The following is a 14,666-nucleotide window of genomic DNA, read 5'->3' on the forward strand; positions in this document are numbered from 1 at the left end:
CGCAAGCGGAGCGTCCGTTGTGGCGCGCCGGCAACGCGCCACGCCCCCGTCGTCGAGGGGATCACGCGGCGGCCCGATGCTCGGTGCGCGCCAGCGCGTCCGGGTTCGGCTTGCGGCGGGAGAACAGGGAGATCAGCACCGGCACGACCACGAGGATCAGGTTCGGCGCCAGGATGATGCCGCCGACCACCACCAGCGCCAGGGGCTTCTGCACCTGGGAGCCGATGCCGGTGGACACCGCCGCCGGCAGCAGGCCGACGCAGGCGGCCACGCAGGTCATCATCACCGGGCGCATGCGCACCACGGCGGCGTTCCAGACCGCCTCCTGCTTCTTCCAGCCCTCGTCGAGGAGCTGGTTGTAGTAGGCCAGCAGGATCACGCCCTCCATGGTCGAGATGCCGAACAGGGCGATGAAGCCGATCGCCGCCGAGATCGAGAACGGCGTGCCGGTCACCGACAGGGCGAAGATGCCGCCGATCATCGCCATCGGGATCACCGACAGCGTCAGCAGCATGTCGGCCACCGACGAGAAGTTGATGTAGAGGAGCAGAGCGATCAGCAGCAACGTGATCGGCACCACGAGGCTCAGCCGGGTCGCCGCCTCCTGCAGGTTGGTGAACTGCCCGACCCATTCCAGCCGGTAGCCCGGCGGCAGGTCCACCGCCTCGGCCACCTTGCGCTGCGCCTCGATCACGGCGCTGCCGAGGTCGCGCCCGCGCACCGAGAACTTCACCGGGATGTAGCGCTCTTGGTCCTCGCGGTAGATGAACGAGGCCCCCGAGACGAGATCGACGTCGGCGATCTCGGACAGCGGCACCTGGATCACGCCGCCGTTCGGGTTCTGGGCGCCGACCGCGATGTTGCGGATGCCGGCGAGCGACGAGCGGTACTCCTTGGCGAGGCGCACCCGCATCGGGAAATGCCGGTCGGAGCCGTACTCGTAGAGGTCGCCCGCGGTCTGGCCACCGATCGCCGCCTGGATCGTGGTGTTCACGTCGCCGATCGACAGGCCGTAGCGGGCGGCCTTGTGGCGGTCGACATCGATCCGCACGGTCGGCTGACCTAGCGACTCGAACACCGACAGGTCGGTGACGCCCTGGACCGTGGCCAGCGCCGCCTTCACGGCGTTGGCGGTCTTGGTCAGCTGCGCGAGGTCGCTGCCGTAGATCTTGACCGAGTTCTCGCCCTTCACGCCGGAGGCGGCCTCCTGGACGTTGTCCTCGATATACTGCGAGAAGTTGAACTCGATGCCGGGAAACTCGGATTCGAGCTGCTTGCTCAGGGTGGCGATCAGCGTCTCCTTGTCGAGGCCCTTGCGCCACTGGTCGATGGGCTTCAGGGGCGCCAGGATCTCGACGTTGAAGAAGCCGGTGGCGTCGGTGCCGTCGCTCGGCCGGCCCTGGTGGGACAGCACGGTGACGACCTCCGGGACCTCCTGGAAGATCTTGCGCATGCGCTGGACGTAGGCGTTGCCGGCCTCCAGCGAGATCGAGGACGGCATGGTGCCGCGCACGTAGAGGTTGCCCTCTTCGAGCCGCGGCAGGAATTCGAGGCCGAGATTGCGCGCGGCCAGCCCCGAGACGAGCAGCACCGCCAGCATCACGCCGATCGCCAGAACCCGGTTCTTCAGGCCGAAGCGCAAGGCCGCCTCGTGGCCGACCCGCAGCACCCGCACGATCAGGGTGTCGCGCTCCTCCAGCTTCTTCGGCAGCATCAGGGCTGAGAGTGCGGGCGAGACCGTGAAGGTGGCGAGCAACCCGCCGATCAGCGCATACGCGTAGGTCTTGGCCATCGGGCCGAAGATGTGGCCCTCGACGCCGGTCATCGTGAACAGCGGCAGGAAGCCGACGATGATGATGGTGGCCGAGAAGAAGATCGCCCGGTTCACCTCGCGCCCGGCCACCGCGATGGTGCCGAGCCGCCCGGTCAGGCCGTCAGGCGGCGTCTCGCCCTTCACGTGGTCCGGCTCGGCGATGTGGCGGAAGACGTTCTCGACCATGATCACCGTCGCGTCGACGATCAGGCCGAAATCGATGGCGCCGAGGGAGAGCAGATTCGCCGAATCGCCGCGCACGACGAGGATTAGGATCGCGAAGCCCAGCGCGAACGGGATCGTGGCCGCCACGATGATCGCGCTGGTGAGCGAGCCGAGGAACAGCCACTGCACCACGAAGACCAGCACCACGCCGAACACGAGGTTGTGCATCACCGTGTGTGTGGTGGTGTGGATCAGCCCCGAACGGTCGTAGATCCGCTCGATCTTCACGTCGGGCGGCAGGATCGACGAGCCGTTGATCTTGTCGATCTCCGCCTCGACGCGCTCCAGGGTCGGCAGGCTCTTGCCGCCGCGACTCATGAGCACGATGCCCTCGACCACGTCGGCCTGGTCGTCGTGGCCGACGATGCCGAGCCGCGGGGCGTTCGACACGCGCACCTCCGCCACGTCGCGCACCAGCACCGGGGTGCCGTTGACGAGGCTGATCATCGTGTCCTTGATGTCGTCCATGTCGCGGATCAGGCCGATGCCGCGCACCACTGCCGATTGCTGCCCGACGTTGAGCGTCTGCCCGCCGACATTGATCGAGGCGTTGTTGAGCGCCGTGGTCAGCTGCACGAGCGTCAGCCCCTGTGCCTGGAGACGGTTCAGGTCGACCGCGATCTCGTATTCCTTGGCCCGGCCGCCGAAGGCCGTGACGTCGACCACTCCGGGGATCGCCTTGAACCGGCGCTGCAGCACCCAATCCTGCAGCGTCTTCATGTCCATGGGCGAGTAGCCCGCCGGGCCGACCAACTTGTAGCGCATGATCTCGCCCACCGGGCTCGTCGGCGAGATCTGCGGCGTGGCGCCGTTCGGCAGGGTCGGCGCCTGCGACAGGCGGTTGAGCACCCGCTGCAGCGCCTCCTCGTACGTGTACTCGTAGTTGAACTGCACCTTCACGTCGGACAGGCCGAACAGCGAGATGGTGCGCACCACCTGGGCGTTCGGGATGCCGGCCAGCGCCACCTCGAGCGGAATCGTGATGTAGCGCTCGATCTCGTCGGCGGACTGGCCCGGGTTCTGGGTGATCACGTCGACCAGCGGTGGCACCGGGTCGGGATAGGCCTCGATGTTGAGCTGGGTGTAGGCGCCGTAGCCGATGCCGAGCATCACCACGAAGAGCAGCACCACCAGCACCCGCTGGCGGAGCGAGAAGGCGATCAGGGCGTTCATCGGACCGGATCCTCGCTCAGGACGCCTTGTCGCCGGTGGCGGCCCGGTCGATGAACAGGGCGCCACGGGTCACGACCTGCTCGCCCGCCTTCAACCCGTCGACCACCTGGGCGCTGTCACCGTTGATCAGCCCAAGCTTGATGTCGCGCGCCTCCACGGCCCCGTCCGGCCGCGCCACCCAGACATGGGTGCGGTCGCCCTCGTACACGATCGCCGCAACCGGGATGCTCGGGCTCGGCTCGCCCTTGCCGGTGATGATCGTGAAGGTGGCGAACATCTCCGGCCGCAGCACCCGGTCCGGGTTGTCGACCTCGCTTCGCACGGCGAGCCGCCGGGTCGCCGGGTCGAGGCTGGAGGCCATGTAGTTCACCCGGGCCTTGAACACCCGCGTGCCGAAGCCCGCGACCTTCGCCTCGACCTCCTGGCCGATGCGGATCTTCGGGATCTCGCTCTCGCGCACGTTGGCCACGAGCCAGACGGTGGACAGATCGCCGATCACGAAGACGGGGTCGCTCGACGCCGACAGGTACTGCCCGATGCCGACCTTCCGCTGGACGATCGTGCCGGGGATCGGCGCCCGGATCTGGGTCTCCGGGCTCATCGTGCCCTTCTTCTCGTAGGCGGCGATCTCGGCGTCGGTCTTGCCGAGCAGGCGCAGGCGGTTCTTCACCGCATCCAGCGCCGCCTCGGCGGTCTTCAGGTCGCTCTGGGCGGCGATCACGTCGTTCTGGGCGGACTGGTAGTCCTTGAGCGCCGTGGCCTTGGCCTGGAACAGCTCCTGCTGGCGCTGCGCGATGGTCTGGTCGAGCTTCAGCAGGGCCTGCTGCTTCCCGAGGTTGTTCAGCGCTGCCTGATAGTCGTTCTGCGCCTGGACCATATCGGTGGCCTCCAGCGTCAGCAGCACGTCGCCGGCCTTCACGTCGTCGCCGGCGCGGACCAGCACCTTGGTCACCCGGCCCGCATAGGGCGAGACCACCGGCACGTTGTCGTCGTCGTTCAGCGCGATGCGGCCCTCGGCGGCCCCCTCCGGCCGGAACATCTGCGTGGCCACCGGCAGGATCTCGAAGGCGGCGCGCTGCTCCTTCGAGGGCCGGAACACCCGCTCCACCGGGCCCGCCTTCACGGCATCGATGCCCGGATCGGGATTGCTGGCGCTGCCGAACAGGCCGGTCACCGAGCCGGCGAGATGTGAGGCCGTCTCGCGGGCGCGGTCCGGGAACGCGAAGGCCAGGCCGCCGAGGGCCGCCAGCAGCACGACGACGACAAGCGGGCCCGACAACCGGCGCTTGCGCGGCGGCGCCAGAATCGTCTCGTCCTGCTCCAGCGGGTTTCGGGCGTCCATGGATATGTTCTTCTGCGTCCGGACGAAGAGACCGGGCTGTCTCGAGTGGATAGGATTCGCGTGGAACGCCGCCCCTATCAATGCGATCGCTGGTGCTTTTCTGTGGCGAATCGCGCGGGTGTTCCCCGGCGACCCCGCGTGCCTAGAGCAAAGCTTGTCCGACGTGCAATCGATGGGCGGCCCCGGTCGCGAAACCGTGTGGCGCCGTCTTCCTTTGACGGGATTTGTTACAATATGACAACGGTCGTGGGCCGAGCCTTGCCCGATCCTCCTTCACACCCGAAGATTTCGCCATGACCGACACGAGCCCCGCTCCCGCCCAAGCCGGCATCCCAGCTGGATCGACCTCCGGCAAGATCCCGGTCACCGTGCTCACCGGCTATCTCGGCGCGGGCAAGACCACGCTCCTCAATCGGATCCTCACCGAGAACCACGGCAAGCGCTACGCCGTGATCGTCAACGAGTTCGGCGAGATCGGCATCGACAACGACCTCGTCGTCGGCGCTGACGAGGAGGTGTTCGAGATGAACAACGGCTGCGTCTGCTGCACGGTGCGCGGCGACCTGATCCGGATCATGGACGGGCTGGTGAAGCGCCGGGGCAAGTTCGACGCGATCATCGTGGAGACCACCGGGCTGGCCGATCCGGCACCTGTGGCCCAGACCTTCTTCGTCGATCAGGATGTCGGCGAAGCTGCCCGGCTCGACGCCGTGGTGACGGTGGCGGACGCCAAGTGGCTCACCGACCGCCTGAAGGACGCCCCCGAGGCCAAGAACCAGATCGCCTTCGCGGACGTGATCCTGCTCAACAAGAGCGACCTCGTCGCGCCCGCCGAGCTCGACCGGGTCGAGGCCGAGATCCGCCGCATCAATCCCCTGGCCAAGCTCCACCGGACGCAGAACTGCGCCGTCCCCCTCGAGGCCGTGCTGGAGCGCAACGCCTTCGATCTCGACCGCATCCTCGAGGTGGAGCCCGACTTCCTGGAGGAGGGGCACCACCACCATCACGATTCGGACATCCGCTCGATCTCGGCGAAGATCGAGGGCGAAGTCGACCCGGAAAAATTCATGCCCTGGATCTCGAACCTGACGCAGGTTCAGGGGCCCGACATCCTGCGCTGCAAGGGCATCGTGGCTTTCCCGAACGAGCCCAAGCGCTTCGTCTTCCAGGGCGTGCACATGATCCTCGACGGGGACGTGCAGGGGGATTGGGCGCCGGACGAGAAGCGGGTCTCCCGGGTGGTGTTCATCGGGCGCAATCTCGATGAGGTGGCGATCCGGGAGGCGTTCGAGGCCTGCCGGGTGTGAGGGGCTGAAGAGTACCCGCGCGTCCCCCTCTTCCTCAGAGGTCGGGCTGTTCACACCCTTCAGAACCGCCCGCGAGTTCCCCTCTCCCCGCGGGCGGGGAGAGGCCCACATCGGCCTTGTCGTCCATGCGGGAAACGTAGGCGAAGCCGGAGTGGCGGTGAGGGGGCTTGGCCGGACGAGCCTCGTTCGGCACCTCCCCCTCACCTTCGGCTGCCGCCTCGCTCCGGCGACGACAAGGTCGCCAAAGCCCTCTCCCCGCCCGCGGGGAGAGGGGGCTTTTGCGGCTCCAAGGTTTCATCTCCGCAGCCCTGGACACCCCCGTTTCTGCCCCGAAGCCGATTCTCAACGATTGAATGTCACTCTAGCGGCTGCGGGCCTGCGTACTCGGCCCGCGGAGCCCGCGTATCATGGCCCACAGCGCAGCCGCCGGAGCCCCATCCGGCGTCGCATCCGGAATCCCGCTCATCGTGGCCGTCGAGGCGATGGCGAAGGCGTTGTTTGCCGCCTTCATCTTCTTCGCCTGCTTCGCGTTCTCGGACACGTCGCCCTACGACGCGGTGGCGATCCCGACGATCCTGCTCTGGCTCTGCCTCGGCGTGCGCCTGCACCGGGGCATGGTGCCGCTGCTCGCCCTGCTGCTGCTCTACCTCGCGGCGATCGTCTGCGCGCTGCTGCCGTACCTCAACGAGGAATTTCCGGTCACCTGGACGATCCAGCTGATCTATCTTGCGATCACCGCCATCTTCTTCGCCATGTTCTTCGCGGATGACACCCACGCGCGGATGGAGCTGGCGCTCAAGGCCTACACGGCGAGCTGCGTGTTCTCGGCCGCGCTCGGCATCATCGGCTACCTGCAATGGCTCGGTATCGAGGACCTGTTCTACAAGTACGACCGGGCGTCGGGCACCTTCCAGGACCCGAACGTGTTCGGCTCGTTCCTGACGCTCGGCGCCCTCTACCTGATGCACGGCCTGCTCACCGGCTCGGCGCGCCGGCCTCTGGCCTCGCTCGCGGGCCTGCTGATCATCGTGGCCGGCATCTTCCTGTCGTTCTCGCGCGGCTCCTGGGGCGGGAGCGCCGTCGCGGTGCTGCTCATGGTCGGCTCGGTCTACGCGGGCAGCCGGTCGATCCGCCTGCGCCGCCGCATCGTGCTCCTCACCCTCGCCACCCTCGTGCTCGGCACCGTGGCGGTGATCGCCCTGCTGTCGATCGATCACGTCCACAAGATGTTCGAGACCCGCGCAGCCCTGACCCAGGATTACGATCAGGGCGAGACCGGCCGGTTCGGCAACCAGATCCGGGGCCTCACCATGCTTCTGGAGCGCCCGTTCGGGATGGGGCCGATGCACTGGCGGCTGGTCTTCGGGCTGGAGCCGCACAATTCCTACATCGGCTCCTTCGCCAATGGCGGCTGGCTCGGGGGGGCGGTGTTCATCGGCCTCGTGCTGACGACGGGCTTCGTCGGGTTTCGCCTGCTGGTGCGGCCGTCGCCGTTCCGGGCGCATGCCCAGATCGTCTGGCCGGCGCTGCTGATGTTCTTCCTGCAGGCCTTCCAGATCGACATCGAGAAGTGGCGCCATGTCTATATGATGCTCGGGATGGTCTGGGCGCTCGAAGCGGCGCGGCTGCGCGTGGGTCGGTCGCATCGGGGTGTGCTTGAAACACGCTCCCGGGCGGGCCATCCCTCGTCCGGGGCCAGCGGATCGCCGGTCGGAGGTCCGCATCCGGAGACGGTCACGTGAGCACACAGCCGGACAGCGAGGGGCCGCGGCTCGCATCCCTCCAGGCCCTCGGCATCCTGGGCACGGCGCCCGAACCGCATTTCGACGCCGTCTGCCGCGCCGCCCGTCGCCTGTTCGGGGTGCGCACCGCCCTCGTGAACTTCATCGACGCGACGGAGCTGTGGCCGAAGACGCCCTGCATCGAGCTGCCGGGGGCGATCCCGCGCGAGAACGGCATCTGCGATCACACGATCCGCAGCGACGCCCTGCTGGTCGTGCCCGATGCGCAGGCTGATCCGCGATTCCGAGACATGCCGGGGGTCGCCGCCGCGGGAGGCTTCCGCTTCTACGCAGGCCTGCCCCTCAGCCTGCGGCCGGGCCTGCGGATCGGCACCTTCTGCCTGATCGATCCGGAACCGCGCGCTGGGCTCTCGGACGACGAGGTGGCTGCCTTCCGCGACCTCGCCGAGATCGTCCTCGCCCATCTGCGGCTCACCGAGGCCAACGCCCGCCGGGGGCGGGAAATCGAGCGGGCGGCGATCCGCGAGGCCCTGATCCGCGAGCAGCACCGCGAGATCAACGCCCGCGCCCGGGCCCAGGAGGCGGCCAACCAGCAGCTCACCATGGCCGAGCAACTGGCGAGCGTCGGCAACTGGCGGGTGAACCTCGCCGACGGTCAGCCGGTCTGGTCGGCCAGCCTCTACGCGATCACCGGCCGCGATCCCGCGACGCCGCCGCCGCGCCTCGACGTCTTCGCGCAGCTCTACCACCCCGACGATCGGGCCCGGCTGGAAGCGATCGTGGCCGAGGCGATCGCGCGCCGCGCGTCCTTCGACTTCGAGGCACGCCTGCTGCGGCCGGACGATGCGATCCGCCACGTGGTCGTCCGCGGCGTCTGTCGTGAGGATCAGGGCGCAATCGGCCTGAGCGGCGTGCTGATCGACGTGACCGAGCGGCGCCGCGCCGAGGACGAGGTCGGGCGCAGCGAGTTGCGCTATCGCGGGCTCGCCGAGACCCTGCCGCTGCTGGTCTGGACCATGGGGGTCGGCGACGGACGGGCCACCTACGCCAACGCGCAGTTCCAGGCCTTCTATGGGCCGATCGGTCCGGAGCGGGCCGAGCGCCTGGCCCGGAATCATCCCGCCGACGCCGACGCCATGGAGGCGGCCTGGACCCGGGCGATCGAGACCGGCGTCGGCTTCAGCGGTCAGTGGCGGATCCAGCGCCGTGACGGCGTCTACCGCTGGCACAAGATCTCCCTGATCCCGATCCGCCTCGATCCCGCGGACGGTGCCGTGCTGGAATGGCTCGGCACCGCCCTCGACGTGGACGACATCGTGACGGCCCGCCTTGCCGTGGAGGAGGCGCGCGGCCTGCTGGGCATCGCCCTCGACGCCGCGGAGGCCGGGACGTGGGACTGGGACATGCGTACCGGGCTCGCCAACCTGAGCCCTGAAAGCGCGCGCATGCACGGGCTGCCGGAGACCGGCTTGGCCCACACGATCACCGCTGCCGACTGGACCGGGCTGCTTCACCCAGGGGATGTCGGCGACGTCTGGAACGAGATCCGGCGCGCGGTGGAGACATCCACGCCCTACGCGGCCGAGTTCCGGGTCGGCGAGCGCTGGCTCTACGCGCGCGGGCGGACCGTGTTCGGGGCCGAAGGCCAGCCGCAGCGCATGGTTGGGCTCCATCTCGACATCACCGAGCGCAAGGCGGCCGAGGCAGCTCTGCGGGTGGCTACCCGGGACGCGGAAGCCGCCCGCGCCGAGGCGGAGCGAGCGAGCGCAGCCAAGAGCGAGTTCCTGGCCGCCATGAGCCACGAGATCCGCACGCCGCTCAACGGCATCCTCGGCTATGCCGACCTGCTCCTCGACGAGGGGTCACTTCAGAACGAGGACCGGCGCCGCCTGGAGCTGATTCAGAGCTCCGGCGCGGCCCTGCTCACCGTCGTCAACGACATTCTCGACTTCTCCAAGATCGAGGCCGGCGAGCTGACCCTCGACCCGGTCGGCTTCCCACTGGTCTCCACCGTCGACGCCGCGGTCTCGATCGTGCGCGGCAGCGCGATCCGCAGCGGCCTCGCGATCGAGGGCCGGATCGACCCGGCGCTCCCGGATCACGTGGTCGGCGACCCCGGCCGCCTGCGGCAGGTGCTGCTCAACCTGCTCAACAACGCCGTGAAGTTCACGCCGGCGGGCTCCGTCACCCTGACGGTGCAGCGAGAGGGCACGGGCACCGCCCCCGACGGCAGCCCCGGCGACGTCATCCGCTTCGCCGTGACCGATACCGGCATCGGCATCGCGCCGGCGCAGCAGGACAGGCTGTTCAAGCGCTTCAGCCAGGTGGACGGCTCGATCAGCCGGCGCTTCGGCGGCACCGGCCTCGGGCTCGCCATCTCCCGCCACCTCGTGACGCTGATGGGCGGCGAGATCGGCGTCGAGAGCCGCGAGGGGCAGGGCTCGACCTTCTGGTTCCGCCTGACTCTCCCGCGGAGCGCCGGAGCGGCTTTGGGCCACGCGGCGCGTATCGAGCCGGCCGTCGGTCTCGGCCCGCCGCGGACGCAGACCGCGGCCGCGGCTCCTTCGGATCCCGCACATCTGCGCCTGCTCCTGGTCGAGGATGTGCCGCTCAACCAGGAACTGGCCTGCGCAGTGCTCGAATCCCAGGGCTACACGGTGGAGGTGGCCGGCGACGGCGCCGAGGCAATCACGGCGGTCGCCGCCGCGGTCACGGGCGGGCGCCCGTACGATCTGGTGCTGATGGACGTCCAGATGCCCCGGGTCGACGGGCTCACGGCCACCCGCCGCATCCGCGCGCTCGCGCCGCCGGCCTGCGACATCCCGATCGTGGCCATGACCGCGAACGTGCTGCCCGCCCAGATCGAGGAGTTGCGCGCATCCGGGATGGACGACTACGTCGGCAAGCCGTTCCGCCGGGCCGATCTCTTCGCCACGATCAGCCGCTGGACCGCGCCCGGCGCCCGGCGCCCGGTGCGGGCGGAGGAGACGCGCCGGGCCACGCAGGTCGATGCCGCCATCCTCGACGCCACGGTGCTGACCGAGATGGAAGCGAGTTTCGGGGCGGACCGGGTCGGCGCGTTGCTGGATCTCCTGGCGAACGAGCTGTCTGAGCGGTTCCGGCCGAGCGAGACCGACCGGCGCCAGATCGCCCACGACGCGCATGCCCTGGTGGCGGCGGCGGGTCTTCTGGGCTTTGTCGGCCTGTCGAGCCTGTGCCGGGAGGTCGAGGCAGCCGCCCATGCGGGGGCCGATCTGATGCCGCTGATCCGGCGCCTTGAGGTGCAGCGGGCGACGGCTCTGCGTGCGATCCGGCAGCTGCGCGCGGCCTGAGTCTCCCGCTTGCGCGCCCGCCGGCGGCCGGCCTCAGGCCGACCGGGCCAGCGGCACCGCGAGGCCCGCTCCGCCGCTGCGCATCGGCCCGGAGCGGGCGAGGTCGTCCACCGCCATCAGGATGCCCGCCATGGCGTCGCGGCTGGCAAAGGCCGCCTTCAGCGCGCCGCCGCGCTGCCGGAAGGCCGGCTCGGTGAGCACCCGGGCCACCGCCTCCTGTAGGATGTCCGGGCTCGGCGTGTTGGTGGCGAGGTTGATCCCGGCGCCGGACCAGCCGACGCGGGCGTTCACCTCGGCCTTGTCCTCGGTGAGGCCGGCCGAGACGATCGGGACTCCGGTGGCGAGCGCCTGCGAGACGCTGCCGTAGCCGCCATTGGTCACGAGCACGCTCACCCGCGGCAGCAGATCGCGGAACGGCAGGAAGCTGGAGACGCGCGTGTTGGCGGGGATCGGCCCGCGCAGGGCGGTGACGGGCCGCCCACCGGTGGTGGCCAGGACGAGGAGATCGTCCCGGTCGGCCAGGGCCGCGAGGGTCGGCTCGACCAGCTCGCCGAAATCCGCGTTGGCCAGCGTCCCCTGCGTCACCAGCACCACGGGCTTGCCCGCTGCGTTCGCCGCCTCGAGCTCCGGCCACCAGTCCGGCGGGGGCGCCGGCGGGGTGGGCGGCTGAAGGAGTCCGATGAAGCGCAGGCCCGGGGGCAGCGCGCCGTAATCGTACTCGAAGCCCGGCACCGTCGGCTGGAGGAACAGGTCCGGGAGCACCACGATCGCGTGTGGCAGCGAGGCCGGCAGCGGCGGCAGGTCGAGCCTCGCGAGCTGCCCATCCGTGTAGGCGCGCACCGGGTTGGTGAAGGCCGCGTCCATGCCGGCCTTCAGGGCGGCGTAGCGGATGCGCTCGGCCCGGTCCCGGGCGGGAGGCAGCCCGAGCCCGACCGGAGCGTGGTCGGGCCGGTCCAGGAACAGGAAGCTGACATTGACGGTCACGATCGGCGGTCGCGGCGCCGGGTCGAGGAGCAGCGGCAGCACGCCGAGGAACATGCTGCCGGCCACGATCACGTCCGGCGCCTCTTCGGCGATCAGCCGGCGCAGCACGGCCGCCTGATCCGGCATCGGATCGATGAAGCGCCGCTCGAACTCGCGCCGGTAGCGTTCGGGTCCCGCCGGCAGCTCGGTCTCCCGGAACGTGGCCGAGCCGTTGTCGGCATAGGCCGTGAAGCGCAGGCCCGCCGCCTCGATGGTTTCGCGAAACAGTGCGTCGGACAGCACGAGCACGTCGTCACCCCGCGCAGCCGCGACGCGTCCGACGGCGAGCAGCGGGTTGACGTGGCCGGTGAGCGGCGTCGCGGCGATCAGGATCTTCATTACGGCCTCCTCGGGCGACGCCAGCGTCGTCGGCTTCGCCCCTGTCGAGGTTTCAGCGCCCGCTCCAGACAGCGCCTCGGACATGATCCAGCGCCGGTTTCAGAAGGAAAATCGCCCGCAAATCCATTTGGTTACAGCGGTGGCCGGGATTCGTGCGGCAGCGCACAAAACAGCGTCGGCGGCCTCGACGAACCGAGCTTCGGTCCGACCGCGCCCGCGGAGCGGGTGCAGCTTGGAAAAGGGCGTTGATGCCGTGCTGGAGCCCGCCGCCGCTGGCCGCGCGAACGCGTGGCGTTCACTCCACCACGATCACCCGGTTCGGCAACTCGTCCGGATCGTCGGGCCCGGCGGGCAGATGCTCCGCCAGGCGGCTGCCGATGGCCTCGATCGCCGCCGTCAACCCGGCTTCGATTTCACCCCGCCCGAGGGCCGTGATGAGATCGGCCAGGATGCCGTCCCAGGCGGCGGGCGAGACTTCACGCAGCACGCCGAGGTCGGTGACGATCTCCGCGTGCCGCTCGGCCAGCGACAGGTAGAGCAGCACGCCGGTGCGGGATCGGGTCAGGCTCAGGCCCCGGGACCAGAAGGCCCGTTGCGCTGCCTCCCGGGCGCGGGCGCTGCGCAGGCGACGCGGCACGAGGGCGAGACGCAGCCGCTCGCTCTGGCTCGCCAGGAGAATCACGGCCACGAGGGCGGCCTGCGCCAACACGATGGCGGCCGCGCCCCAGGCCGTCAGTGCGATCAGCGGCCAGGGCAGAACCAAAGCCGCCACCAGCGTCGCCAAGAGGACGAGCGAGCGGTAGGCACCCGCCCGCGCGCTCACCATCACGACGATCTCGCCGGACGTGCCGGCCTCGGCCCGCGCCACGGCCCGGGCGAGGCGGGCGCGCGCCTCCGGCGTCAGCGCCTCAGCGAGGCTACCAGCCATCGGACGCCCCTCCGCCACCGGACGAGCCGCCCCCACCGGAGAAGCCGCCGTCGAACCCGCCCGAAGACCCCCCATCCGAGAAGCCGCCGCCCCAGCCGCCCGAGCCGGGGCCGGGCAGGATCACGATGCCGCCGCCGCGTCCCGCCCGGTTGCCGAGCCGGACCATGCGCCACGCGACCGTCACCACGATCAGGAGCAGGATCACGAAGATCGCCACCTGAACGGGATCGGCCGCCTCGTCCTTCGCCTCCGGGGCGCGCTGCCATTCCTGTGCGTCCCGCGCCAGGATTGCCAGGATCCCGTCCACGCCCGCATCGAGACCGTTATACCAGTCGCCGGTCTTGAAGCGGGGCGTGATCGCGCTGGCCGTGATGGTGCGGGACTGGGCGTCGGTCAGCGCGCCTTCGAGCCCGTAGCCGACTTCGATGCGGACCTTGCGCTCCTGCGGCGCCACCAGGAGGAGGACACCGTTGTTCGTCTTGGCCTGCCCGAGCTTCCAGGCCCGGAACAGGCGGTTGGCGTAATCCTCGATGGTCGTGCCCTGGAGGTTCGGCACGGTCGCGACCACGACCTGATCCGAGGTCTTGTCCTCGTGCGCCTTCAGCTTGGCTTCGAGCGCGTGGCGCTGGTCCGGCGTGAGGAGGCCCGCCGCGTCGACGACGCGACCGGTGAGCGTCGGGAAGGTCAGCTCGGCGGCGAGCGCCCGGACCGCGTAGAACGCCAGGCAGGCCGCGATGACGGCGAGCGCTAGGGCGAGCCGCACCCGTACCGGGATGTTTCGGCTCACGGACGGTTCCTAGAACTTCACGTTCGGCGGCCGGTCAGCGTTCGGCGTCGCCGTGAAGGTCTCCATGGGCTTGGCGTCGGGATAAAGGAACGCCGCGATCCAGCGGCCCGGAATCGTGCGCACCTCGGTGTTGTAGGCCTGGACGGCGGTGATGTAGTCGCGCCGGGCCACCGCGATGCGGTTCTCGGTGCCCTCAAGCTGCGATTGCAGGGCCAGGAAGTTCTGGTTCGATTTCAGATCGGGGTATTTCTCCACCGTCACGAGCAGCCGTCCGAGCGCGCCGGAGAGCTGGTTCTGCGCGTCCTGGTACTCCTTGAACTTCTGCGGGTCGCTGACCGTAGAGGCATCGACTTTCACGCTCGACGCCTTGGCGCGCGCCTCGGTGACGCCGATCAGCACGTCCTTCTCCTGCTGGGCGTAGCCCTTCACGGTCTCGACGAGGTTGGGGATCAGGTCGGCCCGGCGCTGGTACTGGTTCTGCACCTCGCTCCAGGAGGACTTCGCCTGCTCCTGCAGGGTCGGCACCCGGTTGATCGCCCCGCAGCCGGACAGGCCGATGGCCACGAGGGCGATCGAGAGCAAGCCAATGAGGCGCGCCGCGGAGGGCTGGCGCGGGGCGCCGGCCGTCAGGGTCATCATCATTCCGTTCCCCGTC

General features: G+C 69.7%; 9 protein-coding genes. 3 read left to right on the plus strand and 6 right to left on the minus strand.

Translation table 11 applies throughout. The annotated features are described in order from the left end of the window. Positions 1-61 precede the first annotated feature (61 nt). Positions 62-3,211, minus strand: coding sequence for an efflux RND transporter permease subunit (locus MKK84_RS16930; protein ID WP_243921674.1), 3,150 nt, complete (start codon positions 3,209-3,211; stop codon positions 62-64). 16 nt (positions 3,212-3,227) lie between these two features. Beyond that, positions 3,228-4,553, minus strand: a complete 1,326-nt coding sequence (locus MKK84_RS16935; protein ID WP_243921676.1) for an efflux RND transporter periplasmic adaptor subunit — start codon at positions 4,551-4,553, stop codon at positions 3,228-3,230. A gap of 293 nt (positions 4,554-4,846) precedes the next feature. On the opposite strand from MKK84_RS16935, the gene MKK84_RS16940 reads away from it, so the two are divergent. From MKK84_RS16940 to MKK84_RS16950, 3 genes are all read left to right on the plus strand, one after another. Continuing rightward, the gene (locus MKK84_RS16940) at positions 4,847-5,860 is read left to right on the plus strand and encodes a CobW family GTP-binding protein (protein WP_243921678.1); all 1,014 of its coding nucleotides are present in this window, start codon (positions 4,847-4,849) and stop codon (positions 5,858-5,860) included. Positions 5,861-6,267: 407 nt separating this feature from the next. Further along, positions 6,268-7,602, plus strand: a complete 1,335-nt coding sequence (locus MKK84_RS16945) for an O-antigen ligase family protein (protein WP_243921680.1) — start codon at positions 6,268-6,270, stop codon at positions 7,600-7,602. Next, positions 7,599-10,934, plus strand: a complete 3,336-nt coding sequence (locus tag MKK84_RS16950) for a GAF domain-containing hybrid sensor histidine kinase/response regulator (protein WP_243921682.1) — start codon at positions 7,599-7,601, stop codon at positions 10,932-10,934. The genes MKK84_RS16945 and MKK84_RS16950 overlap by 4 nt, the downstream gene beginning before the upstream one ends. A 33-nt stretch (positions 10,935-10,967) precedes the next feature. Here MKK84_RS16950 and MKK84_RS16955 read toward each other — a convergent pair whose 3' ends face one another. The 4 genes from MKK84_RS16955 to MKK84_RS16970 all read right to left on the minus strand — a co-directional run bounded on the left by MKK84_RS16955 (position 10,968) and on the right by MKK84_RS16970 (position 14,653). Further along, a complete protein-coding gene (locus tag MKK84_RS16955; RefSeq protein ID WP_243921684.1) occupies positions 10,968-12,296 on the minus strand; it encodes a glycosyltransferase in 1,329 nt (442 codons plus the stop codon). 295 nt (positions 12,297-12,591) lie between these two features. Beyond that, positions 12,592-13,224: a TPM domain-containing protein gene (locus MKK84_RS16960; RefSeq protein ID WP_243921686.1), complete on the minus strand. Its 633-nt coding sequence runs from the start codon at positions 13,222-13,224 to the stop codon at positions 12,592-12,594. Next, the gene (locus tag MKK84_RS16965; protein ID WP_243921750.1) at positions 13,214-13,987 is read right to left on the minus strand and encodes a TPM domain-containing protein; all 774 of its coding nucleotides are present in this window, start codon (positions 13,985-13,987) and stop codon (positions 13,214-13,216) included. Before MKK84_RS16965 ends, MKK84_RS16960 begins: the two co-directional genes overlap by 11 nt. Before the next feature lie 33 nt (positions 13,988-14,020). Then, positions 14,021-14,653 carry a LemA family protein gene (locus MKK84_RS16970; protein WP_243921688.1) on the minus strand — a complete coding sequence of 211 codons (633 nt, stop codon included), beginning with the start codon at positions 14,651-14,653 and terminating at the stop codon, positions 14,021-14,023. Positions 14,654-14,666: the final 13 nt, after the last annotated feature.

The sequence above is a fragment of the Methylobacterium sp. E-065 genome, from assembly GCF_022829605.1.
In the GTDB taxonomy this organism is placed as follows: domain Bacteria; phylum Pseudomonadota; class Alphaproteobacteria; order Rhizobiales; family Beijerinckiaceae; genus Methylobacterium.

What these genes read in the sequence shown, in the direction of transcription:
- MKK84_RS16955 (WP_243921684.1), bottom strand. Translation starts at nt 12,296, where the DNA reads ATGAAGATCCTGATCGCCGCGACGCCGCTCACCGGCCACGTCAACCCG.
- MKK84_RS16960 (WP_243921686.1), bottom strand. Translation starts at nt 13,224, where the DNA reads ATGGCTGGTAGCCTCGCTGAGGCGCTGACGCCGGAGGCGCGCGCCCGC.
- MKK84_RS16945 (WP_243921680.1), top strand. Translation starts at nt 6,268, where the DNA reads ATGGCCCACAGCGCAGCCGCCGGAGCCCCATCCGGCGTCGCATCCGGA.
- MKK84_RS16970 (WP_243921688.1), bottom strand. Translation starts at nt 14,653, where the DNA reads ATGATGATGACCCTGACGGCCGGCGCCCCGCGCCAGCCCTCCGCGGCG.
- MKK84_RS16940 (WP_243921678.1), top strand. Translation starts at nt 4,847, where the DNA reads ATGACCGACACGAGCCCCGCTCCCGCCCAAGCCGGCATCCCAGCTGGA.
- MKK84_RS16935 (WP_243921676.1), bottom strand. Translation starts at nt 4,553, where the DNA reads ATGGACGCCCGAAACCCGCTGGAGCAGGACGAGACGATTCTGGCGCCG.
- MKK84_RS16930 (WP_243921674.1), bottom strand. Translation starts at nt 3,211, where the DNA reads ATGAACGCCCTGATCGCCTTCTCGCTCCGCCAGCGGGTGCTGGTGGTG.